The sequence below is a fragment of the Pseudomonas sp. A-RE-22 genome (genome assembly GCF_019956035.1).
Classification (GTDB): domain Bacteria; phylum Pseudomonadota; class Gammaproteobacteria; order Pseudomonadales; family Pseudomonadaceae; genus Aquipseudomonas; species Aquipseudomonas brassicacearum.
In genome coordinates, this window is the sequence record NZ_JAHBCZ010000026.1 from 18,572 (window position 1) to 44,214 (window position 25,643).

23 protein-coding genes and 2 pseudogenes are annotated in these 25,643 nt (G+C 62.3%); 11 read left to right on the forward strand and 14 right to left on the reverse strand.

Translation table 11 applies throughout. From position 1 onward, the window contains the following. Positions 1 to 20 precede the first annotated feature (20 nt). From KGA89_RS14640 to KGA89_RS14650, 3 genes are read left to right on the forward strand one after another with little or no spacing between them, the layout of a single operon-like run. Complete coding sequence (locus KGA89_RS14640) at positions 21 to 956, forward strand: transporter (RefSeq protein WP_223471911.1); 936 nt, start codon at positions 21 to 23, stop codon at positions 954 to 956. Positions 957 to 968: 12 nt separating this feature from the next. Beyond that, entirely contained in the window at positions 969 to 2,225 is a 1,257-nt protein-coding gene (locus tag KGA89_RS14645) for an MFS transporter (RefSeq protein ID WP_223471912.1), read from the forward strand. A 17-nt stretch (positions 2,226 to 2,242) separates the two neighbouring features. Beyond that, entirely contained in the window at positions 2,243 to 3,700 is a 1,458-nt protein-coding gene (locus KGA89_RS14650) for an amidase (RefSeq protein ID WP_223471913.1), read from the forward strand. 144 nt (positions 3,701 to 3,844) lie between these two features. Here KGA89_RS14650 and KGA89_RS14655 read toward each other — a convergent pair whose 3' ends face one another. Continuing rightward, positions 3,845 to 5,332 carry an aldehyde dehydrogenase family protein gene (locus tag KGA89_RS14655; RefSeq protein WP_223471914.1) on the reverse strand — a complete coding sequence of 496 codons (1,488 nt, stop codon included), beginning with the start codon at positions 5,330 to 5,332 and terminating at the stop codon, positions 3,845 to 3,847. Between the two features lie 628 nt (positions 5,333 to 5,960). Between KGA89_RS14655 and KGA89_RS30830 the strand changes: the two are divergent. Both KGA89_RS30830 and KGA89_RS30835 read left to right on the forward strand, forming a co-directional pair. Continuing rightward, positions 5,961 to 6,251 (forward strand): annotated as a pseudogene (locus tag KGA89_RS30830) (PAS domain-containing protein); the annotation flags it as partial. Next, a pseudogene (locus KGA89_RS30835) lies at positions 6,231 to 6,500 on the forward strand (methyl-accepting chemotaxis protein); the annotation flags it as partial. The pseudogenes KGA89_RS30830 and KGA89_RS30835, both read left to right, overlap by 21 nt. A gap of 158 nt (positions 6,501 to 6,658) precedes the next feature. Here KGA89_RS30835 and KGA89_RS14665 read toward each other — a convergent pair. Continuing rightward, the gene (locus KGA89_RS14665) at positions 6,659 to 7,987 is read right to left on the reverse strand and encodes an alginate export family protein (protein WP_223471915.1); all 1,329 of its coding nucleotides are present in this window, start codon (positions 7,985 to 7,987) and stop codon (positions 6,659 to 6,661) included. Positions 7,988 to 8,279: 292 nt separating this feature from the next. On the opposite strand from KGA89_RS14665, the gene KGA89_RS14670 reads away from it, so the two are divergent. The 3 genes from KGA89_RS14670 (at position 8,280) to feaR (ending at position 11,430) form a co-directional block, all read left to right on the forward strand. Then, a complete protein-coding gene (locus KGA89_RS14670) occupies positions 8,280 to 9,779 on the forward strand; it encodes an APC family permease (RefSeq protein ID WP_223471916.1) in 1,500 nt (499 codons plus the stop codon). Continuing rightward, entirely contained in the window at positions 9,724 to 10,344 is a 621-nt protein-coding gene (locus KGA89_RS14675; RefSeq protein ID WP_223471917.1) for a DUF3156 family protein, read from the forward strand. Before KGA89_RS14670 ends, KGA89_RS14675 begins: the two co-directional genes overlap by 56 nt. Positions 10,345 to 10,467: 123 nt before the next feature. Continuing rightward, a complete protein-coding gene (gene feaR / locus KGA89_RS14680) occupies positions 10,468 to 11,430 on the forward strand; it encodes a transcriptional regulator FeaR (protein WP_003201588.1) in 963 nt (320 codons plus the stop codon). 172 nt (positions 11,431 to 11,602) lie between these two features. On the opposite strand, the gene KGA89_RS14685 is transcribed toward feaR, so the two are convergent. The 6 genes from KGA89_RS14685 to KGA89_RS14710 all read right to left on the reverse strand — a co-directional run bounded on the left by KGA89_RS14685 (position 11,603) and on the right by KGA89_RS14710 (position 16,535). Further along, positions 11,603 to 12,370 carry an SDR family oxidoreductase gene (locus KGA89_RS14685; RefSeq protein WP_100264333.1) on the reverse strand — a complete coding sequence of 256 codons (768 nt, stop codon included), beginning with the start codon at positions 12,368 to 12,370 and terminating at the stop codon, positions 11,603 to 11,605. Continuing rightward, positions 12,363 to 13,163 (reverse strand): SDR family NAD(P)-dependent oxidoreductase, encoded by an 801-nt coding sequence (locus KGA89_RS14690; RefSeq protein ID WP_223471918.1) that lies wholly within the window; start codon positions 13,161 to 13,163, stop codon positions 12,363 to 12,365. The genes KGA89_RS14685 and KGA89_RS14690 overlap by 8 nt, the downstream gene beginning before the upstream one ends. Beyond that, positions 13,156 to 13,977 (reverse strand): molybdenum cofactor biosynthesis F family protein, encoded by an 822-nt coding sequence (locus KGA89_RS14695; RefSeq protein ID WP_223471919.1) that lies wholly within the window; start codon positions 13,975 to 13,977, stop codon positions 13,156 to 13,158. Before KGA89_RS14695 ends, KGA89_RS14690 begins: the two co-directional genes overlap by 8 nt. A gap of 78 nt (positions 13,978 to 14,055) precedes the next feature. Continuing rightward, positions 14,056 to 14,715, reverse strand: coding sequence for a helix-turn-helix transcriptional regulator (locus KGA89_RS14700; RefSeq protein ID WP_223471920.1), 660 nt, complete (start codon positions 14,713 to 14,715; stop codon positions 14,056 to 14,058). 51 nt (positions 14,716 to 14,766) lie between these two features. Further along, positions 14,767 to 15,132 carry a cupin domain-containing protein gene (locus KGA89_RS14705; protein WP_223471921.1) on the reverse strand — a complete coding sequence of 122 codons (366 nt, stop codon included), beginning with the start codon at positions 15,130 to 15,132 and terminating at the stop codon, positions 14,767 to 14,769. A 104-nt stretch (positions 15,133 to 15,236) separates the two neighbouring features. Beyond that, positions 15,237 to 16,535: an NAD(P)/FAD-dependent oxidoreductase gene (locus KGA89_RS14710; RefSeq protein ID WP_003201598.1), complete on the reverse strand. Its 1,299-nt coding sequence runs from the start codon at positions 16,533 to 16,535 to the stop codon at positions 15,237 to 15,239. A 311-nt stretch (positions 16,536 to 16,846) separates the two neighbouring features. On the opposite strand from KGA89_RS14710, the gene KGA89_RS14715 reads away from it, so the two are divergent. The 3 genes from KGA89_RS14715 to hpaR all read left to right on the forward strand — a co-directional run bounded on the left by KGA89_RS14715 (position 16,847) and on the right by hpaR (position 19,646). Then, complete coding sequence (locus KGA89_RS14715; protein WP_003201600.1) at positions 16,847 to 18,016, forward strand: p-hydroxyphenylacetate 3-hydroxylase oxygenase component; 1,170 nt, start codon at positions 16,847 to 16,849, stop codon at positions 18,014 to 18,016. Positions 18,017 to 18,081: 65 nt separating this feature from the next. Beyond that, entirely contained in the window at positions 18,082 to 19,023 is a 942-nt protein-coding gene (locus KGA89_RS14720) for a p-hydroxyphenylacetate 3-hydroxylase reductase component (RefSeq protein WP_223471922.1), read from the forward strand. 200 nt (positions 19,024 to 19,223) lie between these two features. Then, the gene (gene hpaR, locus KGA89_RS14725; RefSeq protein WP_014338027.1) at positions 19,224 to 19,646 is read left to right on the forward strand and encodes a homoprotocatechuate degradation operon regulator HpaR; all 423 of its coding nucleotides are present in this window, start codon (positions 19,224 to 19,226) and stop codon (positions 19,644 to 19,646) included. A gap of 139 nt (positions 19,647 to 19,785) precedes the next feature. On the opposite strand, the gene hpaI is transcribed toward hpaR, so the two are convergent. From hpaI to hpaE, 6 genes are all read right to left on the reverse strand, one after another. Then, entirely contained in the window at positions 19,786 to 20,583 is a 798-nt protein-coding gene (hpaI, locus tag KGA89_RS14730) for a 4-hydroxy-2-oxoheptanedioate aldolase (RefSeq protein WP_013693297.1), read from the reverse strand. A 14-nt stretch (positions 20,584 to 20,597) separates the two neighbouring features. Continuing rightward, on the reverse strand, positions 20,598 to 21,401 hold the full coding sequence (gene hpaH, locus KGA89_RS14735) for a 2-oxo-hept-4-ene-1,7-dioate hydratase (RefSeq protein WP_003201609.1): 804 nt from the start codon (positions 21,399 to 21,401) through the stop codon (positions 20,598 to 20,600). A gap of 12 nt (positions 21,402 to 21,413) precedes the next feature. After that, complete coding sequence (locus KGA89_RS14740) at positions 21,414 to 22,718, reverse strand: MFS transporter (protein ID WP_223471923.1); 1,305 nt, start codon at positions 22,716 to 22,718, stop codon at positions 21,414 to 21,416. Between the two features lie 53 nt (positions 22,719 to 22,771). Then, complete coding sequence (locus KGA89_RS14745; protein WP_003201613.1) at positions 22,772 to 23,164, reverse strand: 5-carboxymethyl-2-hydroxymuconate Delta-isomerase; 393 nt, start codon at positions 23,162 to 23,164, stop codon at positions 22,772 to 22,774. 44 nt (positions 23,165 to 23,208) lie between these two features. After that, positions 23,209 to 24,066, reverse strand: a complete 858-nt coding sequence (hpaD, locus tag KGA89_RS14750) for a 3,4-dihydroxyphenylacetate 2,3-dioxygenase (protein ID WP_027911702.1) — start codon at positions 24,064 to 24,066, stop codon at positions 23,209 to 23,211. A 112-nt stretch (positions 24,067 to 24,178) separates the two neighbouring features. Next, positions 24,179 to 25,639 carry a 5-carboxymethyl-2-hydroxymuconate semialdehyde dehydrogenase gene (gene hpaE, locus KGA89_RS14755; protein WP_223471924.1) on the reverse strand — a complete coding sequence of 487 codons (1,461 nt, stop codon included), beginning with the start codon at positions 25,637 to 25,639 and terminating at the stop codon, positions 24,179 to 24,181. Positions 25,640 to 25,643 lie beyond the last annotated feature (4 nt).

A 25,643-nucleotide genomic window follows, 5' to 3' on the forward strand; every position in this document is an offset into this window, starting at 1 on the left:
CTTGGTTGGAGGGGCATTCGATGTATCAAAAAAATTATAAAACCAACGTCTTGCGCGGTACCTGGTTAAGCCTGGGGTTGATTGCTGTTTGTGGCGCTGCCCATGGCACCGAAAACGGCGCGCCGACCACGGCGGTCGGGGTCTACGATTTCGGTGCGGGCATGATGCCGCCGGCCACGCCCTTTGGCACCGTCGGCCTGCGCACCGCGTTCTATTCGGCCAACGTGCAGAAAGATCGCCACGGCAAGTCCGTGGACAACAATTTATCCCTGGATTTGTTGTCCATCGCCGCCGCCTACATGCGCATGACCGATTACACCGTGCTGGGCGCCAAATATGGCTTCGGCGCTGTCGTGCCGTTTTTCCAGATTGATGCCTCGGTACAGGTGCAGACGCCTGTCGGCCCGCTGGACCTTGCGGCCGATCCGTTTCGCATGGCTGATATCCAGGTGCTGCCGGTGATCCTGCAATGGACCCTTTCGCCGAACCTGTTCGTCAATGCCCAGTTCCAGATCCAGGCCCCCACAGGCGACTACGACAAGAATCGCTTGATCTCGCCGGGCGTCAACCACTGGACCTTCTCGCCGATCCTCAACGCCACCTACATCTCCGACAGCGGTTTCGAGGTGTCTTCCAGTTTCGAAGCCGACATCAACACCCGCAACCACGCCACCGACTACAAGAATGGCGTCGAGTACCGCCACGAATTCGCCGTGGGTCAACACGTTGGCCCGTGGACCGTGGGTGTGGGCGGCTATTACTACCGGCAATTCACCGATGACGATGCGCCGGGCCTGGAAGCGGGCAATCGCGCCCGGGTGTTGGCGGTCGGGCCGGCAGTGAGCTACTTCAAGCCCGGCATACCTCCGGTGTGGCTGCACGTCTACAAGGAGCTCGATGCGCGGAACCGCGCCGAGGGCTACACCGCGGCGCTGCGTATTTCTCAAAGTTTCTAAAAGGGGCTCGCCATGAACCAATCAAATTCCGTTTCAACGGCGGCCACCCCGTCCCGCCAGGCCAGTTGGCGTGAAGGGCTGGTGCTGATGCTGGGCAGCAGCCTGACGATCATGGGGGCGGTGATGGTCACGCCCATCCTGCCCAGGTTGGGCGCCGAATTTGGGCCCATGGAATCGCGCGCCGATCTATTGGTGCCGTTGGCGATTACCGGCCCGGCCTTGGCGATTGCCGTGTGCGCACCGTTGGCTGGCTGGTTGGCCGACCGCGTCGGGCGCAAGGCCTTGCTGGTGATCGCCACGGTGCTCTACGCCTTGCTCGGCGCGTTGCCGGCGTTGCTCGATAGCCTGCCGTCGATTGTCGGTGTGCGGCTGTTGTTCGGTTGCACGGAGGCGGCAGTGATGACCTGCTGCGCCACCTTGATCGCGGACTATTGGCAGGGCGATGAGCGGTTGCGCTACGTCAACCGGCAGGTGGTGACCATCGGCCTGGTGGGGGCGCTGTTTTTCGTGGTGGGCGGGGTGCTCGGCGAGCATTCGTGGCGCACGCCGTTCTTCCTGTATTTGCTGCCATTGCTGCTGGTGCCGGCAATGATGAAAGTGCTGTGGGAACCGCCGGTGGCGAAGCTACAGAGGGTCGAGCAGCGCATCGATGAGCCGGGACCGGCCAAGGTCGCCGTGCTGCAGCTGTTGGTTGGCTACCTGATGATCCTGGGCGGCATGGTCCTGACGTTCATCATGCCGATCCAGGCGCCGATGCTATTGGTCAGCCTGGGTATCACCTCCAGCACGATGATCGGCCTGGCCGCGGGATTGAGCCTGTTGGCGACCTTGGGCGGTTCGCTGATGTGGCCGTTGCTGCGTCGTCGCTTCGGCATCGCTGGTTGCAACGCGCTGTTGCTCGGCCTGATGGGCCTGGGACTGTGGCTGCTGATGCGCGGGCAGAGCTACAACGCCGTGCTGGTGGCGGTGTTCATCCAGGGCCTGGGGGCCGGGCTACTGGTACCCAATGTGATGGCGCCAGTGATGAATGCCTTGACCGCAAGCACCCGTGGCCGCGGTTTGGGCGGGTTTACCTCGTGCCTGTATATCGGCCAGTTCGTCAGTCCGCTGGTGGTGGCCTCGGTGGTTGTCTTCGCCGGTGACCTGCGTCACGCCATCCAGTGGCTGGCCCTGGCCAGTCTCGCCTTGGCGCTGCTCTGGGTCGTTGCCGGCCTGCGAGCACGGGGCCAGGGGCAGGCAAGCACTCTCCGATCACATCAATCGTCATGACATAAGGAACCTGAGACATGGGTATGCAAGACATCCACCACTTGATGGACACTGAAGATGCCACGGCGCTGGCCGAGTGGGTCAGGCGTGGCGAGGTTCAGCCCGGCGAACTGCTGGAGACGGCCATCGAGCGCCTGGAGCGGGTCGAGCCGCAGCTCAATGCGGTGGCCGAGCGCTTGTACGATTCGGCCCGGGAGGCGGCGCGCAAGCCTCAAGCCGGACAAGGCCTGCTGGCCGGCGTGCCGACCTTGATCAAAGACCTGTTTTCACCGGTCGATGGCGCGGCGATGACTAACGGTTCGCGGGCGCTGGGCGACTGTCGTGCGGATTTTGAATCGGAAGTCGTGGCGCGGTTGCGGCGTGCCGGGTGCCAGGTGATGGGCACCAGTACTTCTCCGGAGTTCGGCACCTCGTACACCACCGAATCCGTGCGCTTCGGCGCCACCCGCAACCCCTGGAGCACTGACCACAGCGCCGGTGGCTCCAGCGGTGGTGCGGCGGCACTGGTGGCGGCCCGCGTGGTGCCGTTTGCCCACGGCAACGACGGTGGCGGTTCATTGCGCGTGCCGGCGTCTTGCTGTGGCGTGTTCGGGTTCAAGCCCAGCCGTGGCCTGATGCCGTCGGGGCCGATAATGGGCGAGGGCTGGGCCGGGATGGGCACGCCTCATGCGATCACTGTGTCGGTGCGCGACAGTGCGGCGCTGCTGGATGCCACCGCCGGAATGGACCTGGGCGCGCCGTACGCCGCGCCGATCCAGGCGTTGCCGTATGTGATGGCGGTGCAGGCTGATCCCAAGCCGCTGCGCATTGCCCTGGTCGAGCAACTCGAGCCCTGGCCTACGTCACCCCAGAGCCTTCAGGCGGTGGGCGAGGCCGCGCGGCTGTGCGAGTCCTTGGGGCACCGTGTCGAACCGGTGAGCCTGCCGGTGGGGTTGCTGGAGTTTCTCGACCACGTGTTCAGTATTATTGGTGCAAGCACCCGTCGCTATGTCGATTTGCTGGGCCAGATGCGTGGGTTCGCCGTGCAGGCGGAAGAACTGGAGGTGCGTACCCGGATCATCTTGCGGGACAAGGGCAACGTCAGCGGCGCCCAATATGTCGCGGCGGTGGAATGGATTCATGCCCTCGGCCGGCAGTTGGCGGTGTTCATGCAGGATTACGACGTGATCCTGACCCCGGTCCTGACCCGTGGACCGGTGCCGATTGGCGAACTGGATCTGCAGGATGTGTGCATGAGCCTGGATCAACTGCTTGAGCGCTACCACAGCTATGCGCCGTTCACTGCGTTGTTCAACGCCAGCGGTCAGCCGGCGATGTCAGTGCCGTTGTCCTGGAGCGCCAATGGCCTGCCGATGGGAGCGCATTTTGCCGGTCGCTTTGGCGAGGAAAGCACCTTGCTGGCCTTGGCCGCTCAACTTGAACGCGCCCAACCCTGGCGCGGCCGAGTCCCACCGGTCAACGCCTGCCGGCGGTGAAACCGTGGGAGCGAGCTTGCTCGCGATGGCGGTGCCAGCTCCAGCATCATGGTTGGCTGATAGTCCGTTATCGCGAGCAAGCTCGCTCCCACAAGGGGATTTTTGCTGGGTAGGGCTCTGGGGTTGTCCCAGAGCCCTTGAAGGTCAGTAGCGGATCATCACCGACTTCAGTTCGGTGTAGTCATCAATGAATGCACTGCCGAATTCACGGCCTACCCCTGAAGATTTACTGCCGCCAAAAGGCACCGCCGGGTCGAGCAGGGTGTGCATGTTCACCCAGACCGTGCCGGCTTCGATGGCGGGGACCATGCGCAGGGCTTTGCCCAGATCGTTGGTCCAGAGGCTGGCGCTCAGGCCGTAGGGGGTGTCGTTCATCAGCTCCAGCAGTTCCTCTTCACTGTCGTAAGGAAAGAACGTGGCGATCGGGCCGAAGGTTTCTTCGTTGAGCAGGCTGTCGTCGCGGCGATTGGCGAGGATGATGGTCGGTTCCACATAGCAACCCGGTCCATCGATCAGCTTGCCGCCGTGGACGATGGTGTTGTTCTGTGCGCGGGCCTTGGCGAAGAATTCTGCGAGTTTTTGTTGGTGCTGGCGGTTGGTCACGGGGCCGAATTCGGTGCGTTCGTCCAGAGGCGAGCCGATGCTGAGTTTGCTCAGGCGCTGGGCCAGTTTGTCCATGATCGTCTCGATCTGCGAGCGATGGACAAAGAACCGTTCCGCTGCAGCGCAGATCTGTCCCGAATGCAGAAAGCCCGCCTCGATGATGCCGTTGACCGCTATCTCGGGATCGATATCACGCAGGAACCCCGCCGCATTCTTCCCGCCCAGTTCCAAGGTTGCACGGGTCAACCCGGCGCCCATGGCCGCTTGGCCCACCGCCAGGCCGGTGGGCACGGAACCTGTGAACGAGACCTTGTTGGTGCCCGGATGTTCGATCAGCCCTTTGCCCACCTGTCCGCCGCCGGTCAACACATTCAGGGCACCGGCTGGAAGGCCGGCCTCGATGGCCAGTTCAGCGATGCGCAGGATGGTCAGCGGGGTGAACTCGCTGGGCTTGATGATGATGCTGCAACCGGTCACCAGGGCTGAGGCCAGTTTCCAGATGGCGATCATGGTGGAAAAATTCCACGGCACGATACCGACCACCACTCCGACTGGTTCGCGCAAGGTGAATGCGGTGTAGCGTTCGCCAGCGAAGGAGGGCAGTGATGGGGTGATCGTCTCGCCGTTGATCTTGGTCGCCCAGCCAGCGTAGTAACGCAGGAAATGGGCGGCCTGGTCGACTTCGAAGGCCCGGGAGATGTGGATGATCTTCCCCGACTGGCAGGTCTCGATCTGCGCCAGCTCTTCGCGGTTGCGTTCCAGCAAGTCTGCCAACTTGAGCAGCACATGGCCGCGGACTGCGGGTGCCGTTTGGGACCACTGCTTGAAGCCGCGGCGGGACGACTCCACCGCCGCATCAATGTCGCCGGGAGTGGCGTCGCTGACCTGGGCGATGACTTGGCCGGTGGCGGGGTTGACGACGTCCAGTGTCTGGTTGCTCTGGCTTTCGACGTAGCCACCGTCGATGAACAGGGCGTGATGTCTACCGAGGAAGGCTTGGACCTGAGGCAGCAGGGCAATATCGCTCATGAGGGTTTCCTGATCACGAATAGGGAAAGCCCCGAGGGTAATCCCGGCAGGACCGTCCAGCTTGACTGTGCCTGCCGCGCCGTATGTCTGTGGCTGCCAACCTGGGTGGTTGGCAGCCAGGAGCAAGGCCCCGTGCAGGCAGGGACAAGCCAGCCTGGCCGGTTTGCGATCAGATCCGGGTTTCGACTTGATGGCATAGGGGCGGGCGATGTTTCTCCAGACCAACAAACAGAAACTGGCGTTGACTGCACAAGTGCAACGCGTGCTGACCGGCGAAACGGAGGACACGCCGCAGCTCGACGCGTATCCGCAACTGCGCACCGTCCTTGATCAGCATGCACGACAGATGGCGAGCGCGACTGCACATCTGCATCAGGTCGATGCACAAGTACAGGCGCGAACCCTGCAATGGCAGCACAGCGAGCGTGAGTTGCACAGGGTTCGCCAGCAATTGGAGCAAACCCTTGAGCGCGAGCAGGTGCTTGAAATTCGCTTGGATGAACTGAGCCAGCAGCTGCAGCAACAACGCCAGGATGCACAGATCTGGGAGTTGCTGCAGTCGACCCTGACAGAAGGCTGCTGGGATATCACGGTCGTCAACGGTGACCTCCAGCACCCGGCCAGTGGCATGCGCTTTTCCAGTCAGTTCCGTTCGCTGCTGGGGTATGGGCCGGATGATTTGCCCGATGGCTGGGATGCCCAGGTCGGCATCACCCACCCGGACGACTTGCCCAAGATCATGGCCATTTTCGACCGGGAAATCCTTGGCTCCCAGGGCAGCGGTGAATACGTCTTCGAATACCGGATGCGCCACAAGACCCGGGATTACATCTGGTGCCGCGAACGCGGTCGGGCGGTGCGTGACTCACATGGGCAACTGGTGCGAGTCATTGGTGCGGTGCGTGATATCAGCGATGAGCGCTCGGCCCAGTCCACCCAACAGCGCATGCTCGAACAGAACCAGGTGACCTACGCCCAGATTGCCACGGTGGTGGGGGTGATCAAGGGCATTGCCGACCAGACCAATCTGCTCGCCTTGAACGCCGCGATTGAGGCGGCCAGGGCCGGAGATGTCGGGCGCGGTTTCTCGGTGGTGGCCGATGAAGTGCGCAAGCTGGCACAGAGCACCCGGCAGGCGACTCATCAGATCCAGACCATGTTGCATCAACACAAATAAGCAAGGCAATCGCAATCCCGTGGAGCTGCGTAGGAGCTGTCGAGTGCAACGAGGCTGCGATCTTTCCAAAGACACTTGCATCTAAAGCGAAAGATCAAAAGATCGTCCGAACGCGGCCCGAGCCTTCGGCAGCTCCTACGGTCGGTCGTCTAGAACGGAACCGCCACCACCAACTGACTGTAGACGTTGGTGCCGTTGCCTCCGACCTGATTGCCGCCGCTGTCCGCATCCTTCTCGGGCTTGTACAGGCCCACCAGCGGCGTGACGATCAGGTGTTCATTCACCGCCCATTCCACGTACAGGTCCAGCTCCTGCGCATCAAGGTTCAGCGCGTCACGGGTATGCAGGGTCTGGTAGTCGAAGAACAGTGCGCCGATGGTCACGGTTTCCGCCGGCTTGAGCTTGAGTCCTACGTGCTGGATGGCGGTGTTGCTGTTGAACGGGCCGGCATAGTTGCCCGCCACTTCACCCTGGAACCAGGTGCCATAGCCGCGGTTCTGCCCGTTGAACATCGAGTCCCAGTCCTTGGAATAGCGGCTGTAGCGATAGGTCAGGTCCGGCGTCCAGGGCAAGTCGGCGAAGGTGTAGCCGGCTTCGGTGTACCAGGCTTTCTCCGGGCCCGCGTCCTTGTCCTGCCAGGCATACTCGAAGGAGAAGTGGGCATTCTCGATGCCAGCATTCCCGGCGCCGCGCAGGCTGTAGATGTCCATGCCTTCGCGCTGTTTCTGGAAGTCGCTGGCGTAGCGGTCATCGACATTGATGCCGTGGATGTAGGTCAGCCCCAGGGTGCCAGGCGCGGCGGTGTATTCCAGGGTGCTGGCGGCCATCTCGGTGTTGGCCTGGGCGCGGTTGTCGGACTTGATCCATATCAGGCTGCCATGCACGCCTTCCTTGCCGCCCAGGCGCACTACAGCGGTTTTGTCGAAGGCATGCCGGGCCGCCAGGTAATAGGCGCCGCCACGGTTGAGCTCGCCATCGGCCACGCCTTTGCCCAGGTTCAGGCCATCGTCGTTGATGATGAAACCGTCGCCCAGGGTGATCACCTGGCGGCCGTAGGACAGGTCGACACCGTCCTTGCCCAGTGCCGGGAACAGATCCCCCGAACGCCAGCCGGCAAAGGCTTCATCGAACTTGGTGGTGCGTTCGGAGCCGTCGCTCAAGCCGGCTGCGTCGCCATCGCCCCAAGTGCCGGAGCTGACCAGGTTGGCCGTCCCGTAGACACTGCCCAGGCCGCCGAGTGTCTGGTCGATACTCAGGCCATACTTGATGAAACCTTCGCGCCAGCTCGAACCGCCGGCGGTGCCGTCGTAGTTCTTGCGGCTGTTGAACAGCCCGTAGACCGCCAGGAAGTTGCCGGTGACGGTGGTGTCTTCGTCGGTGTAAAGCTCATAGGCCTGGGCCGATGAATCGGCGACCAGCAGGGCAATGCCCAGGCCGATGGCGTTGCGCAGCAAAGGTGTACGGCGTGTGTGCTCCATGGTGGATTCCCCAGTGTTATAGGACAGTAGAGCGCGCATTAAGGGGAGTGGTACCCGGGGAAGTCTTTCACCTGCCTGCCATGGAGTTGACTCAGGCCGCCAGCGCGGCGGTGTTGGCAGGCAGCAACAAAACCGGCGGCAGACATGGGCAAGACGCCTGGGGCGGGGCGGCGCAGAGTAATGCTGCACGCAACGCCGTTTCGATCAGGGACTGGTTGGGGAAGGCATGATCGCCGGTTCCTGGACGGCTGTGGCATCCATACTAAAAATACGCTTTCGAGGACCTTGCACCATGTCGATCAATGACAGGCTCACCGAGCACTTGAACCGGGGTTCGGTGGGCTTTCCCACCGCGTTGGCCAGCACCATTGGCCTGATCATGGCAAGCCCCGTGATTCTCACCGCGACCATGGGCTTTGGCATCGGCGGCAGCGCCTTTGCCGTGGCGATGCTGATCGCCGTGGTAATGATGCTGGCCCAGGCGACGACGTTTGCCGAGGCAGCGTCGATTCTCCCGACCACCGGCTCGGTCTATGACTACATCAACTGTGGCATGGGCCGTTTCTTCGCGATTACCGGGACGTTGTCGGCCTATCTGATTGTCCATGTGTTCGCCGGCACCGCCGAGACCATCCTGGCCGGGGTCATGGCCCTGGTGAACTTCGAACACCTCAACACCCTGGCCGAATCGGCAGGCGGCTCCTGGTTGCTGGGCGTGGGGTTCGTGGTGGTGTTTGGTGTACTCAATGCGTTCGGTGTCAGTGCCTTTGGCCGGGCCGAAATCATCCTGACGTTCGGCATGTGGACCACCCTGATGGTGTTCGGCGTGCTGGGCCTGATCGCCGCACCTGCGGTGGAACTGGAGGGCTGGTTTGGCGCGTCCGTGGTGGGCACCGATCTGGTCACGGTGCTGTCGCTGGTGGGCATGGCCATGTTCATGTTTGTCGGCTGCGAATTCGTCACGCCGCTGGCACCGGACCTGCGCCAGTCCGCCCGGACCATGCCCCGGGCCATGATGCTGGGCTTGTTCAGCGTCGCCACCTGCATGTTCATCTACGGTGCCGCGATGAAGCGCCAGGTGGAAAACGTGCTGCTCGATGCCACCAGCGGCGTGCATCTGCTGGACACCCCCATGGCAATTCCACGCTTCGCCGAACAGGTCATGGGTGATATCGGCCCGATGTGGCTGGGCATCGGTTTTCTGTTTGCCGGTGCGGCGACCATCAACACCCTGATGGCCGGCGTGCCGCGGATTCTCTACGGCATGGCGGTGGACGGTGCGTTGCCGAAAGTCTTCACCTATCTGCATCCGCGCTTCAAGACGCCATTGCTGTGCATCCTGGTGGCGATGCTGATTCCGTGCCTGCATGCGCTGTGGCTGGGTGGCAATACCGACAACATCATGCACCTGGTGCTGGCGGCGGTGTGCGCCTGGAGTTTTGCCTACCTGCTGGTGACCGTGTCGGTGGTCAGCCTGCGGATTCGTCGCCCCGATCTGCCGCGGGCCTATCGCTCGCCGTGGTTCCCGTTGCCACAGATCCTGTCCAGTGTCGGCATTGTGCTGGGCATGTGGTTCATCACACCGCCCGGCATGAATCCGGCAGACATCTACGTGCCCTTCGCGGTGATGCTCGGTTGCACCGCAGCGTACGCCTTGTTCTGGACCCTGGTGGTACAGAAGGTCAATCCATTCAAGCCAGCGTCGGTAGAAGACGTGTTGGCCAAGGAGTTCTCCCATGAGCCAGGGCAACCTGCGCACGAGTTTGTCGACCCTGCTGCAAAAACTGTCTGAATTGTTCAGCGCCCAGCGCGCCCCGGCCGGTTATCGGCCCGGGGTGACCCTGGAACACCTGCGGCGCAACCTGGCGTTGGCGCGATTCGAGGTGGCGGGCCCGGCTACGGCGACGGCAGCCACCGAAGACGGCAGCTTGCAGTTGGAGATTGTCGAACGCACCGAGTCGCAGCTGTTGATGCACATGGTGATGACCGAGTTCGTCCTGCGCGTGCCTGCCTCCCGAGAGGGCACGGCGCGCCTGGAACTGCACCACGGCGGGGCCGTTCGGCGTAGCGGCATTCGTTGCCGGCAGCGGGACGGGCACAGTGACCTGGCGGCCCGGTTGCAGGCGGCCGTTGAGCAGGATCCTGTGCTGTACCAGGCGCTCATGCCGCTGGATTTCAAACGGCTGCGCATCGATCTGCAGGGACGCCAGTGGTGCGTGCGCCTGGAGCACATGGGCGGTAGCGAAGTGGTGAATCGCATGCCGGCCTTTCGTCGCTATATCCCGTTGATCCGGGAGCAGCGCACCGTCTTGCTGGCGACCTTGAGCGGCCTGCAGCGGGTGTTGGCAACGCTCTGATTCCTTTGTTCCACCCTGGCATCATTCCTGCTACTGCTCTGGCGATAAGGTACTTGTTGCGCGCATATAGATAACATGTTAACTATTGCCGTACAAAAACAATAAGCCACTGCGGAGAATGCCATGAGCATGCAACAGGTTGGGCAGGACGGTCTGGACACCTGGAACCGGGATCTGCGGGCGACTTGCGGTCATTTCGATACCGAGCTGGCCTTCAATCGTTCGCTGTTCATCGGTGAAGTGTCGAACTTCCATCGTGGTGGCCTTGCCCTCGCGAACCTGCGCACCAACGCCGGTAACATCAAACGTCACTCGCCCAACGCCGATCACGATGATGACCAGGATTGCCTTCTGGTCAGCCAGCGCAGTGGCTACTGCCGCATTACCCAGAACGGTCGGAGCATCCAGTTGGCGCCCGGTGAATTGTTGTTGATGGATTCCGTTGGGGCGCTTGAAATCACCCCGTTCGGCCTGATCGAGCACGCGGTGCTGTCCTTGTCTCGCCAGGATGTGTCGCGGCAACTGGGCGGGGAAACCAAGACCTTCGGCAAGGTGTCGTCCAGCAAGGCGTGTGGGCGGATGCTGCATGTGTTGATGGACCAGCTATGCAGGGACACACCGGACGGCGAGGGCGCGACGGGAGAGGGTGAAGCCTTGCAGAGTGCCTTCGTTTCGCTGTTGGGCTCGGCACTGGAACAGGGTAGCGATGGCCGTGACGAAGGGGTGGCGTTGCAGGGTAGTCACTTGCGCAGCTACGTGCAGAAAGTCATCGACGAATCACTGACCCAGCCTGGCCTTAGCCCGGTGGGCCTGGCCAATCGGCTGAATATTTCGGTGCGGCATCTGTATCGGTTGTTCGAAGAGCAGGATGACAGCGTTTGCCGCTACATCCAGCGGGCCCGGCTCAAGCGCAGCGCTGATGACCTGACCAATCCGTTCCTGCGGGACGAGTCCATCACCTCGATTGCCTACAAATGGGGCTTTACCGATTCGGCGCATTTCAGCCGTTCGTTCAAGAAGCAGTTCGAGTTGTCGCCCAAGGAGTTTCGTTCCAGCCGTTTGCAGGTGGGGCAGGGGGTGGCTTGAACAAGGTCGTCTCTGGCGGGACGACCGCTATCGCGAGCAAGCTCGCTCCCACAGGGGATCTGTGGTGGTCGCGGATGCCTTGAACGACTCGGAAAAACTGTGGGAGCGAGCTTGCTCGCGATGACGGTGGTACATCCACCCTCACCGCAAGCTGACTCACCCCCATACAGGTTCAAACCTCCGGCAAAGTCGAACCCCCATCGACCACCAAGGTCTGCCCGGTCACATAACTGGCCAGGCTCGACGCCAGGAACAGCATGGCGCCAGCGATGTCGCTCGGTTGGCCCAATCGACCCAGCGGTACCCGGCGGGCGATGTCCTGGTTGACCTCCTCGTCGCCAAGATTCGCCATGGCCGGTGTTGCAATCATGCCCGGCTCGACGCCATTGACGCGGATATTTTCGGCCGCCAGTTCCAGCGCGGCGTTGCGAATGAAACCATTGACCCCGGCCTTCGAGGCCGCGTAGTGGCTGAGCCCCGGATACGCCACCCGCGGGCCGGTGACCGAGGAGGTCACCAGCACGCAGCCATGGCCCTGGCGCCGGAACATCGGCAACGCCGCCTGGGTCAGCCAGAACAGCGCCGACAGGTTCACCGCCAGCGTTCGTTCAAGTATCGCTGGGGTGATCTCGGCGAACGGTGTCAGCGGAAAATAGCCGGCGTTGTGCACCAGGATATCCAGCCTCCCCAAGCGCTGTTCCAGCTCGGCCATGATCCCGAAGACCGCCGTTGCGTCGGCCAGGTCAACCCCCACCGCTTGCACCTGACAGCCTCCGGCGGTCAATTCTTTGGCCACCGCCTCGGCGCGCGCCAGGCCCAGGTCGGCGATGACCACGTGGGCCCCGCGCAGGGCAAACGCTTCAACGATGGCCCGGCCAATGCCCTGGGCGCCGCCCGTGACCAGCACGGTCTGGCCGCTGAAATCCAGATCCTCAGGCATCGCTGGCCTCCATCCGGCTGAAGGCCAGTGTCGGTACGTCGACAATGCTGGAGCCGCCATCCGCCACCAGCGTCGCCCCGGTGATGATCGACGCTTCGGGCGAGGCCAGGAAACGGCAGACGTTAGCGATTTCTTCGGCGCTGGCCGGCCTGCGCAACGGCACGTCGGCGCAGACCCGGTCATACGCCTGCTGCAGCGTTTCGCCATGGAACTGCATCAATGCCTGCATTTCTTCATCGGCCATGGGCGTGCGGACCCAGCCTGGGCAGATCGCATTGACCCGTACGCCGTGAGGCCCGTAATCCCTTGCCAGGGAGCGGTTTAGGCCCAGCAGCGCATGTTTGGCGGTGGTGTAGCCGCACACGTGCGGGCCTGCCGCCAAGGAAGCAATGGAGGCGATCAGCACAATGTTGCCGGCACTTTCCTGCAGCATGGGCAGGCACGCCCGGGCGCTGTAGAAGGCGCTGTCGAGATTGCTGCGCAGGGCCGCTTCCCAGGTCGATGGCGGGGTCTCGGTGGCGCTGCCCATGCCCAAGCCGCCGGCACAGGCCAGCAGCACGTCGAGTCGGCCATAGCGCGTGCGAATCTGCTCGACGAAGCCGTCCCAGGTGTTCGGACAGGCCGCGTCGCCCACCAGCACCAGGCCGCCGATGTCCTCGGCGAGTGCTTCCAGGGGCTCGCGGCGTCGACCGATCAGCACCAGGTTGGCGCCTTCGGCGGCATACAGGCGGGCGCAGGCTGCGCCAATACCGGTGCCGGCACCCGTGATCACGACGGTGCGTAATTCAGGCATCGGGATACTCCGTCTGGTTGAGCACCTGGCAGTACGAACTGACCGGGAAATTGGAGAACTCATCGAACGAAGCCCCGGCGTAGCCGAAGATCTTGCCGTCGCTGCGATGCTGCTGCAGGTCGATCAGCACCAGCCCGAGGGTCGGGATGATCTTTTCTCGCCAGACGAACAGGTACAGCTGATCGGCGATCTTGTAGGTGTCGCAGCGGTCGGTGTCGCACAGGCCTTGTTCAACACCCTTGAGGCACTGCCACGAGTAGAACTGATCATTGAGGTAGATGTGTTCGTAGACTTCGCTCGGACTGTAGCGATACAGGTTGCGCAGCCCCACCAGTTCGGTGGTCGGTGCATGCGGGCACAGGCCAGGCTGCCAGGGACGATCGAGGCTGCCGTGCATGAACTGCGCTTGTACCGAGGTCAGGGGTTTGCCGGCCAGCGCCCGGCTGTAGAGGCCTTCGCCGGTTTCTGGCTGGCTCGGCATGCGGCCGATCACGGCGGTGAAGGACGCGCTGGCGGTATCGAGCACAAGGCTTATCGACGACGTCAGTTTGCCTTCGCGCTTGATGAAGTCCACCAGGTACAGGCCCAGGCGTACGGATGTGGCCCGGTAGGTCGCGGTGCCGCTGGAGTGCCCATCGGCGGCGTTCCAGGTCAGGGTGTCCTGCTCGAAGCGATGCTCGATCTGCCAGCCATTGGCGAAATGCAGGGTGAAGGTCTTGCCGTCCAGGTCGGCCAGGTTTGGCAGGATGAAGGCTTCGGGGGCAAAGCCATCGGCCAGGGCGCCGACGGTGATCCAGTCTGAAGATGTGCTCATTGCAAGGCTCCGGTGGTTGAATTAGCCACTCGGATCATGCGGTGCCGGGCAACGGCGGCCTATCAACCAAATGGTTGATCAGAGGAACAGTGCGCTGACCAACTCGGTACGGCTGCTCACGCCAACCTTGCGAAACAGGTGGATCAGGTGAGTCTTGATGGTTGGCAAACCCACCTCCAGCTCCCGGGCCAATTGCTTGTTGCTGACGCCTTGGCGCAGTAGCCAGGCAATCTGGCGCTCCTTGGGCGTCAAGTCGCCCAGTGGGTCCTCATGGGCTGGTAAATGGGCCACGGCCAGTTGCAGCAAGGCCTGCAGCGCGCTGAGTTGACTCAACTGCTGGCTGGTGAAGACGCCTTGCTCGGCAGTGCGCAGCAACGAGATCGCGGCTTGGGGCTGACCGTCCCGATGGGCGAAGACTTCGACCACGTCGACCACGCCGTAGCGCTGCAGGAAGTCGTGATAACGATGGTTGTCACGTCGTGGTTGGCGGGCCATCGCCAGGCCCAACGGCACCACGGCCAACTCGCTGGACACGCAGTGGCGCGGGTGCAGCGGGTCGAACTGGCGGTAGTTGTCCAGGTAGTCGCGGTGCATCTCGCCGCTCATCTTATGCAGGCTGAAGTCATGGACCTGCAGCTGCCGATCAACGCAGTAGAACGCCGCCCGGCTGACGGGAACCAGCTGGGTAAAGGCGTACAGGCACTGGCCGGCGATGTCCTGGGTGGGGATAACGTTCATGGTCGCACCTTCGCCGAGAAGGCTGCCGGTGGGTCCGGCAGCCGGATTCGATCAGGCTACCGCGAAGTAGTGTTTGACGAAACTCTCGCTGACCACTTCCCACAGCACTGGCGTGCCCTTGGTCACGAACCAGCTGTCGCCGGCCTTGTAGCGGGTGCTCTGGCCGGTGGCCTCGTCGGTGAGTACTACTTCACCGGTGACCACGGTGGCTTGTTCGGCGAAGGGGTAGACCATCCGGAACTTGCCTTGGGTGGTGCCGAAGTAGGCGCTGCTGATGGGGTCGGTGGGGGCACCGAAGGTCATCTTGCCGAAGGCTTTGACTTCGCCTTCGAGAATCTGCGAACCAAGATCGGCGACGGTGCCCCAGGCGTCCAGTTCGGACAGCTGGATGTCTTTTTCGAGGCTGATAAGGGGCATGGCAGTGACTCCTGATGGGTGAAAAAAAGGTGGGGTGTGTCCAGTGCCAGTCAGTTAAACCTCGCTCCCACAGGGTTTTGCTTAACTGATTGGCATCATGACCGTCAGCGCCGGCCATTCCAGTAACCCGACAACTGATGCCAGGACTTGCCGGCGGTCAGCAGCAATGGGCGAATGGCGTCTTTGCCGATGATGGTCGGGCGATGAATCGAGCTGACCAGGTCGTAGCGCGCCGAGCCTTCGCTCATGCCTTCGGCCAGCACCTTGCAGATGATGTGGCTCGGCGTGACGCCAAAGCCTGAGTAACCCTGGACGAAAAACGCATTGCTGCGGCCGGGCAGGGTGCCGATCTGCGGGAACAGGTTCGGGCTGCACGCCATCGGGCCACCCCAGGCCAGATCGATCTTCACGTCTTTGAGGTACGGGAAGATCTTCAGCATCAGGCGCCGGTTCCAGGCCTTCAGATCCTGGGGGATGTGCTCCACCAACGGCGTCGCGGCGCCGAACAGCAGGCGGTTTTCGTTGGTGACGCGGTAGTAGTCGATCACCGGGCGAATGTCACTGTAGGCACCGCGAATCGGGCTGATGCGCTGGATCAGTTCGTCCGACAACGGCTCGGTCATCATCTGGAAGGCGTAGGTGTTGATGGTCGAGCGGTGCAGTTCCGGCTCCAGCTTGTTGAGGAAGCTGTCACAGGCCCAGAGCAGCTTGCTGGCCCTGACCGAACCGCGTCCGGTACGCACGGTGATGCGTTCGCCATAGCTGACTTCCAGGGCCGGGCTGTTCTCGAAAATCCGCACGCCGTGGCTGACCAGGGCCTTGGCCTCACCCAGCAACAGGTTCAGTGAGTGCACATGCCCGCCGCCCATGTGCAGCAAGGCGCTACCGTAGGCCTTGGAACCGATGATCTGCTGCACGTCGGAGCCGCCGAGAAAGCGGATCTCATGTTTGCTGTTGACTGACTTGAAGTCTTTTTCCCAGGCCCGCAGGGTTTTCTCCTGGCGCGCGTTGAAGCCCATGTAGCCGTAGCCGTGGCAGAAGTCGGCATCGATTGCGTACTTGGCGATACGGTCCTTGATGATGTCGGCGCCCAGGTCGCTGATCTCGAAGATCTGGCGCAGGCCGTCTTCACCCACGTCCTTCTTGATCTTTTCCAGGTCATGACCGATGCCGGCCATGATCTGCCCGCCATTGCGCCCAGTGCCGCCGAACCCCAGGTAACGCGCCTCGAGCACCACGATGTTGGTGATGCCTTTTTCGGCGAGCTCCAGCGCGGTATTGATGCCGGAGAAACCGCCGCCAATGACCACAACATCGGCTTCCACGTCCTGTTCCAGCGTGGGGAAGCTGAGGTTGTATTTCTTGGTGGCCGTGTAATAGGTGGGCGTTTCGATATTGATCATGACGCAGCCTGACAAAGTGAAAGGAAACTCCGTTGCAACGCCTACGCAAGGCATTGCAGGGGACGGCCCTATTAAGAGCCCGGATGGGGGCGCCTGTCTTGATCATCCGTGCCGGGGTATTTGACCGAGCGCGCCATGGAGCCGAAACCTGCCCATGAAAAGTACAATCTTGGATCTGGAAGGTGCATTTTTCACCTGTCTGTGATTGCCCATACTGGACCGGCCTTAATCACTGATCCCGCTGTCTGTGCAACCTCAGGTTGCCGGGCAAAGGCGGGATTGGCAGATGCCAATAATAAAAGAGCCTGTCCATGAAAAAGCCAAACCCGCTGCTCGAAGACCTCAAGCCGATCCTGCCGGTCATTGCCGCCAATGCCTTCCAGGCGGAGAAAGACCGTAGCGTGCCTGCCGAGAATATAGCCTTGCTCAAAAGCATCGGCATGCACCGGGCCTTCCAACCGAAACCGTACGGTGGCATGGAGATTTCCCTGCCGCAGTTCGCCGATTGCATCGCGCTGCTGGCCGGTGCCTGTGCCAGCACGGCCTGGGCCATGAGCCTGTTGTGCACCCACAGCCATCAGTTGGCAATGTTCCCGGCCAAGGCCCAGCAGGAAATCTGGGGCGATGATCCCGATGCCACCGCCAGCAGCAGCATCGCGCCGTTTGGCCGCACCGAGGAAGTCGAGGGCGGTGTGATGTTCAGCGGTGAAATGGGCTGGAGCAGCGGCTGCGATCATGCCGAATGGGCGATCGTGGGGTTTCGCCGTAAAAACGCCGAAGGCGCCCAGGACTATTGCTTTGCGGTGCTGCCGCGCAGCGACTATGAGATTCGCGATGACTGGTTCGCGGTGGGCATGCGCGGCAGTGGCAGCAAGACGTTGATCATTGACAACGCTTTCGTGCCGGAACACCGGATCCAGAAAGCCAGGGACATGATGGAGGGCAGGTCCGGCGGATTCGGCCTGTACCCCGACAGCAAGATTTTCTACTCGCCATACCGACCCTACTTCGCCAGTGGTTTCTCCACGGTCAGCCTGGGCGTGGCCGAACGCATGCTGGAGGTCTTTCGCGAGAAAACCCGCAACCGCGTGCGGGCCTACACCGGTGCGGCAGTCGGTGCCGCTACCCCGGCGTTGATGCGCCTGGCCGAGTCGACCCATCAGGTGGCGGCGGCCCGTGCCTTCCTGGAGAAAACCTGGCAGGAGCACGCCGAATACGGCGAGCGCCATGAATACCCCAGCCGGGAAACCCTGGCGTTCTGGCGGACCAACCAGGGTTACGCCACCAAGATGTGCATCCAGGCCGTCGATCGCTTGATGGAGGCGGCCGGCGGTGGCGCCTGGTTCGAAAGCAATGAGTTGCAACGGCTGTTCCGCGACGCCCACCTGACCGGCGCCCATGCCTATACCGACTATGACGTCTGCGCGCAGATTCTCGGCCGTGAGCTGATGGGCCTTGAGCCTGATCCTTCCATGGTTTGACCGCCTGTTCGCTGAAACCTAGAACAATAATCGAGGCCGCCGCTCGAGGCGGCCGGGAGTCTTGCATGTCCAGTCTTTCTGATACCGCTTTCGATACCCGTGCGTTCCGCCGGGCCCTGGGTAACTTCGCCACCGGCGTGACCGTGGTCACCGCTGCCACTGAAGATGGCCGCAAGGTCGGTGTGACGGCCAACAGTTTCAACTCGGTGTCCCTGGACCCGCCATTGATCCTGTGGAGCATCGACAAGCGTTCGAGCAGCCATGGCGTGTTCGAAGCCGCCAGCCACTTTGCGGTGAACGTGCTGGCCGCCGACCAGATCGACCTGTCGAACAACTTCGCACGACCCAAGGAGGACCGCTTCGCTGAAATCGAATTCGAGGCCGGCGAAGGCGGCGCCCCGGTGTTTGTCGATTGCTCGGCGCGTTTTCACTGTGAAAAATTCCAGCAGGTCGATGGCGGCGATCACTGGATCATGATCGGCAAGGTCGTGGCGTTTGATGATTTCGGCCGCTCTCCATTGCTCTATCACCAGGGCGCCTACTCGATGGTGTTGCCCCACACTCGCATGACCAAACGGGAAGAGGGCCAGTCCCCCAGCAGTCACTTCCAGGGGCGCTTGAGCCACAACCTGTATTACCTGATGACCCAGGCACTGCGGGCCTATCAGGCCAGCTATCAGCCGCGTCAGTTGTCCACCGGCTTGCGCACCAGTGAGGCGCGGATGTTGATGGTGCTGGAGAACGACGCCGGCCTGAACCTGTGCGACCTGCAGCGGGAAGTGGCGATGCCGGCGCGCGAGATCGAAGAAGCCGTGGCCAACCTCAAGCGCAAGGGCCTGGTGAGCGATGAAGGCGAGCGGGTACGCCTGACTGCCAAGGGTATCGATGAGACCGAAGGGCTCTGGACGATTGCCAAGGAGCAGCAGGACAAGGTGTTCGACCAGTTCAGCGAGGAACAGGTCGAGCACTTCAAGCAGGTGCTCAAGGGCGTGATCAAGGGCGCTTGAGCGCCCTGTGGGAGCGAGCTTGCTCGCGATGGCGGGGACATATTGATGTCGACTGGCTGGGCCCTATCGCGAGCAAGCTCGCTCCCACAGGGTTATGTGTGTGGCCCAGCTACAGATTCTGTGAACGGATAGTCCGGCATGGGTTGGAAGCTGTTAAGATTTAGTTAACTCATTAACTAAATCCTTCTCGCGAACATACCATGCCCAAGTTGCGCCAATCCTTGACCCTGACCCTGCTCCAGGCCCGTGAAGCGGCCATGGGGTTTTTCCGGCCTTCCCTCAATCAACATGGCTTGACCGAGCAGCAATGGCGAGTTATCCGTATTCTCAGCCAGCACGATGAGCTGGAGATCAATCGCCTGGCCGAACTGGCCTGCATCCTCAAGCCCAGCATGACCGGCGTGTTGGTGCGCATGGAAGCGGCGGGCATGGTGGTGCGGCGCAAGGCCGAACAGGATCAGCGACGAGTGCTGGTGCGCCTGGCGCCGCAAGGGCAGGCGAGTTTTGATTCGATGAGCCAGAGCATGGAAGAGAATTACCAGCGTCTGCAGGACAAGTTGGGGGAGGAAAAATTGCAGACGTTGCTGGGCTTGCTCAATGACCTGAAGGCGATCAGGCGCTGAGACCCCGGGCTGGTTGTTTTCTGTGGGCGCAAGGCTTGCCCGCGATGAAGACGCTGCGGTCTTTCAGAGACCGAGGTGCCTGTTTCGCGAGCAAGCTTTGCTCCCACAGATCCCCTTGCCACAAGGTATTTGATACCGATCAGTACACGCCGCCAGCCGCAGGTTTTGGCGTGTCTTTGAACGTCGCCGCCAGCGTCTGCAAACCCCGCATCAACACCGTCGTATCCACGCCCACCGCGACAAACGCCGCGCCGAGTTCGATATAGCGCCGGGCCAGTTTTTCATCGGCGCTGAGAATCCCGGCTGCCTTGCCGGCCTGGCGGATGCGAGCGATGGCGTCTTCGATGGCCGCTTGCACTTCCGGGTGACCGGGGTTGCCACGAAAACCCATGGACGCGCTCAGGTCCGCCGGGCCGATAAAGACCCCATCCACACCTTCCACTGCCGCAATGGCATCCAGGTTGGCCAGGCCTTCGCGGCTCTCGATCTGGACCAACAGGCACATCTGCTCATCGGCCTTGTCGAGGTAGCCGGGAATGCTGTTCCAGCGTGACGCCCGGGCCAGTGCGCTGCCAACGCCGCGTACACCATGGGGCGGGTAGTGGATGGCGCGCACCAGTTCGCGCGCCTGGTCGGCGCTTTCCACCATCGGCACCAGCAGGGTTTGCACGCCAATATCGAGCACTTGCTTGATCAGCGCCGTGTCACCGATTACCGGGCGTATCACCGGTTGGCTGGGGTAGGGTGCCACGGCCTGGAGCTGGCCGAGCAAGGTTCGCAAGTCGTTGGGCGCGTGTTCACCGTCGATCAGCAGCCAGTCGAAGCCGGCGTTGGCCGCCAGTTCCGCACAGTAGGCATCGGCCAACCCCAGCCACAGGCCGATCTGCGCCTCGCCGCTGCGCAGGCGTTGCTTGAAGGTATTGATGGGCATGTCCATGAAACGGTCTCCGATCAGACGAAACGGCAGGCGATGGAACCGAGCATGTCGTAGTCGACATGGAAGGTGTCGCCGGGGTTGGCTGCCACGGGGCGGGTGAAGGAACCACCGAGGATGATCTGTCCCGGTTGCAGGGTGACGTCATAAGCCGCCAGTTTATTCGCCAGCCAGGCCACGCCTTTGGCCGGGTGATTGAGCACCGCCGCCGAGACGCCGGACTCTTCGATCACGCCGTTGCGGTAGAGCACCGCCGGCACCTTGCGCAGGTCGATCTCGGTCGGGCGTACGGCGCGACCGCCCATGACCACGCCGGCATTGGCGGCGTTGTCGGAGATGGTGTCGAACACTTTGCGGGTCGCCTTGGTCTGCGGGTCGATCTGCTGGATGCGCGCATCGATGATTTCCAGCGCCGGGATCACCCATTCGGTGGCGTCGAGCACGTCGAACACCGTCACATTCGGGCCCTTCAACGGTTTGCCGAGAATGAACGCCAGCTCCACTTCCACCCGCGGCACGATGAAACGCTCGAACGGGATGTCGGTGCCTTCGTCAAAGAACATGTCGTCCAGCAGCGCGCCGTAGTCCGGCTCAGTGATGTTCGACGACACCTGCATGGCCCGGGAGGTCAGGCCGATCTTGTGGCCGACCAGCTTGCGGCCGTCCTTGATTTTCTGCGCGACCCAGGCGCGCTGGATGGCGTAGGCATCCTCGATCGTGATGTCCGGGTGATCGAGGGAAAACTGCCGCACCTGCTCGCGGGAGCGTTCGGCATGGTCGAGGCGGGCGGCGGCTTGTTGGATGAGGTTCTGGTCAAGCATGGCAAGGGTCTCTTATTGAGGGTTGACGATGGCGGCCCGGGTGCGCAGCACCAGCAAGCCGCCAAGGGCGATGAGCAGGGCCAGCACATACAAGGCGAGGCTGGCGCTCTGGGTGGTGTCGCGCATCCAGCCGATCAGGTAGGGCGCGAAGAATGAGGCGATGCTGCCGAAGGAGCTGATCAGCGCGATGCCGGCGGCCTGGGTGCCGTTGGACAGGAAGGCCGGCGGCAGTTGCCAGAACATCGGCAACGCCGCGCTGGCACCCATGCCGGCGACAATCAGGCCGCTGAGCACCAGGATCGGATTGCCGGGTGAGAGCCCGGTGACCGCAATGCCCAGCGCGGCCATCAACAGCGGCGCGCACAGGTGCCAGCGGCGTTCGCGATGGCGGTCGGAGGAACGCCCGCAGCCGATCATGAAGAAACAGCCGGCCAAATAGGGCACCGCGCTGAGCAGCCCGACCTTGCCGTCGCTGCCGATGCCGGCGCCATGGATCAGGGTGGGCATCCAGAAGGCCAGGGTGTTCACCGCCAGCATCACGGCGAAGTACACCGCCACCAGCAACCAGACCTGCGGATTGTTGAGGATCGCCGAAAACGAGGTGATGGATTTGCGCTGTTCTTCAAGGCTCAGTTGTTCGCGCAACTGCTGCTTGGCGTGCGGTGTGAGCCAACTGACCGTCTCGAAATTGTCCGGCAGGCACTTGAGCACAACAAGGCCGAGCAGGATCACCGGCAGCCCTTCGATGACGAACATCCACTGCCAGCCGCGCAAACCGCCAACATCATGGAAGTGCTCGAGAATACCGCCGGACAAAGGCCCGCCAATCACCCCGGCCATCGGTACGGCGATGGCAAACAACGCGGTTACCTGAGCCCGACGCCGGGCTGGATACCAGCGGTTGAGAAAGACCAGGATGCCAGGAAAGAAACCGGCCTCGGCCACGCCCAGCAGAAAACGCAACACGTAGAAACCGGCGGCGCTGTCGATAAGGAACATGCCGGTGGACAAGGCGCCCCAGACCACCATCAGCGTGGCGATCCAGCGCCGCGGACCGACCCGGTCCAGGGCCATGTTGCTGGGCACCCCAAACAGCGCGTAGGCGATGAAGAACAGCCCTGCGCCGAAGCCGTAGACCGTGTCGCTGAACTGCAGGTCGGCGCTCATCTGCATCTTCGCGAAGCCGATGTTGATGCGATCCAGGTGGGCAAAGAGGTAACAGACCAGCAGCAGCGGCATCAGCCGCCAGGTGATGGTGGCATGGGTGCGGTCGTGCGCGACGGTGCCGGCAGTGTCGGCGGTATTGGCTGTGCTCATGATCTTGTACTTTTTGTCAGAGGGGCCGAATGGGGAACGCCAGGCAGATGGATTCAGGTGGCCTGGCCCTTGAGGAAGGCGTGGACGTTGTTGGCCTTGAAGTTGAGCTGTTCGTGCAGCTCGATCATCTCGAACGACAGGGCCAGCAGGCGTTGGGCCTGGAGCTCGGCGAAGTGCGCGGTGATCACCTCGAAGAGTTTTTCCGCGACTTTCTGGCGGGTGGCCAGGTCACGGCCGTGGCCGACTTTCAAGGTCATGTGCACGAAGGCGTAGTCGTGCTTGCCGTCGGCCATGCGCCAGGTGTCCAGGCGCAGGCCACGGCTGCGGATGCCGCCCAGGGGGAACACGCCGCTGTCGCCCAGCAAGGCGTGGACCTTTTCAAACAGGCCGGGCAGGTCGGCTTGTTGTTCGATGTTGTCGGTGTATTCAGCGATGAAATGCGGCATGACGGCTCCTTCAGGCCGCACGGGGATGCCGTACGGCCGCAGTGTCAAACAGGGAAGACAGCGTTGATCTGGCCGGTGCCGGAGCTGCCGAAAGGCTCGGTGATGATTTCGGCAGGCTTGTCGTAGTCCGGCCCGCCGAGCAACCCCAGCAGCATCGCCGTGTCATGCATCTTGCCTTCGCCGAAGCAGTGTTCGGCGTAGTCCGGGAGCATGGCGCAGAACTCTTTCCAGCGGCCTTGGCGCCACATTTCGACGACGTGCAGGTCGACCTGCTTGTCGAACTCCCGCGTCCAGTTGTGGATGTTTGCTTCAGCGTTGCGATCGTCGGAGAAACGGTGCGACAGCGAGCCGGACGCGAGCACCAGCACCTTGCGGTCGCTTTTTTCGATGGCCCGGCGCACGGCGGCGCCGAAGGTGAAGCTGTCTTGCAGGCGGTGCCAGGCGCACCAGGCGGCAATCGACACGACGTTGAATTTCTGTTCCTGAGGGACGTCCATGTGCATGTAGCGCATGGGCACCAGGGTGCCGTATTCCAGCTCAAGACTCGGGATGTTGTGGGCCAGGGTGCGCACGTCGGCGGCATTGGCCTCGGCGGCGATCAGCTCGCCCAGTTCCGGGGCGCCTGAGTATTCGTACTCCATGTTCTTGATGAAGTGCGGCAGCTCGTTGCTGGTGTAGATGCCCTTGAAGTGCGCGCCGCTGTTGACGTGATAGGCGCTGTTGACCAGCCAGTGCACATCGAACACCACGGCGGTATCGGCCCCCAGTTCCCGGGCGCGGCGACCGATTTCCTTGTGGCCGGCAATCGCGGCGGCGCGGCAACCATGGTGCTTGCCGGGCAGCTCCGACAGGTACATCGAGGGAACGTGGCAGATTTTCGCAGCCAGGACGACTTCGCCCATGATGATTCTCCTGAAAAATTGTTCTTGTTGAATCTTGGTTGTGGGAGCAAAGCTTGCTCCCACAGGAACAGGGATAAATCCCCTCGCCACAGGGTTCATCACTTACCTGGGGTCATACACCCCAGCGCGGTATGTGATGACTGCCCATGGAGATGCAAACGTTCTTGATCTCGGCAAACACTTCAAAACTGTACTGTCCGCCTTCGCGGCCGGTTCCGGAACCCTTCACGCCGCCGAAAGGCTGGCGCAGGTCGCGCACGTTCTGGCTGTTGATGAACACCATGCCGGCCTCGATCCCATGGGCCAGGCGATGGGCCTTGCCGATGTCCTGGGTCCAGATATACGAGGCCAGGCCGTATTCGGTGTCGTTGGCCAATTGCAGGGCTTGGGCCTCGTCCTTGAACGGGATCAGGCACACCACCGGGCCGAAGATTTCTTCCTGGGCGATGCGCATGTTGTTGTTCACATCGGCGAACACCGTCGGCTGGATGAACTGGCCGCGGCTCAAGTGGGCAGGCAAATTGGCCGGGCGCTCCAGGCCGCCGGCCAGGAGGGTGGCGCCTTCTTCGAGGCCGATCTTGATGTAGCCGGTGACCTTGTCGTAGTGGGCCTGGGTGATCATCGAGCCGACCTGGGTCTTCGGGTCCTGCGGATCACCGACGATCAGGCGCTTGGCGCGGGCGGCGAACTCGGCCACGAACTGCGGATAGACACTATCCTGGATGAAGATCCGGCTGCCGGCGGTGCAGCGTTCGCCATTGAGGGAAAAAATCGTGAACAGCGCGGCGTCGAGGGCCCGTTCCAGGTCGGCGTCTTCGAAAATCAGCACCGGCGACTTGCCGCCCAGTTCCATCGAATACTTCTTCAACCCGGCGGTCTGCATGATTTTCTTGCCAGTGGCGGTGCCGCCGGTGAAGGAGATCGCCCGCACATCCGGATGGCGCACCAGCGCATCGCCGGCGGTTGCGCCGTAACCCTGGATCACGTTCAGCACGCCATTGGGCAGGCCAGCCTCGACCGCCAGGCGACCCAGCTCGTTGGCGGTCAGTGGCGACAGCTCGGACATCTTCAGCACGGCCGTGTTGCCCAGCGCCAGGCACGGCGCGGTCTTCCAGGTCGAGGTCATGAACGGTACGTTCCAGGGCGATACCAGCGCGCAGACACCCACCGGTTGGTACAGGGTGTAGTTGAGCATCTGGTCGTCGACCGGATACGTATGACCGTCCATGCGCGTGCAGACTTCGGCAAAGAAATCGAAGTTGTGGGATGCACGCGGAATCAGCACATTCTTGGTCTGGTGGATCGGCAAGCCCGTGTCGAGGGTTTCCAGTTCGGCCAGTTTCGGCACGTTCTGCTCGATCAGTTCACCGAGCTTGCGCATCAGCCGGGCGCGTTCCTTGGCGGGGGTATTGGCCCACTTCGGGAAGGCCTCCTTGGCGGCGGCCACAGCCTGGGCGACTTCCTCGACACCGCCGCTGGCGACTTCACCGATGGCCTCGCCGGTGGCCGGGTTGTAGTTGACGAACACGTCTTTGCTTTCGACCTCACGGCCGTTGATCCAGTGTTTGATCATGCTG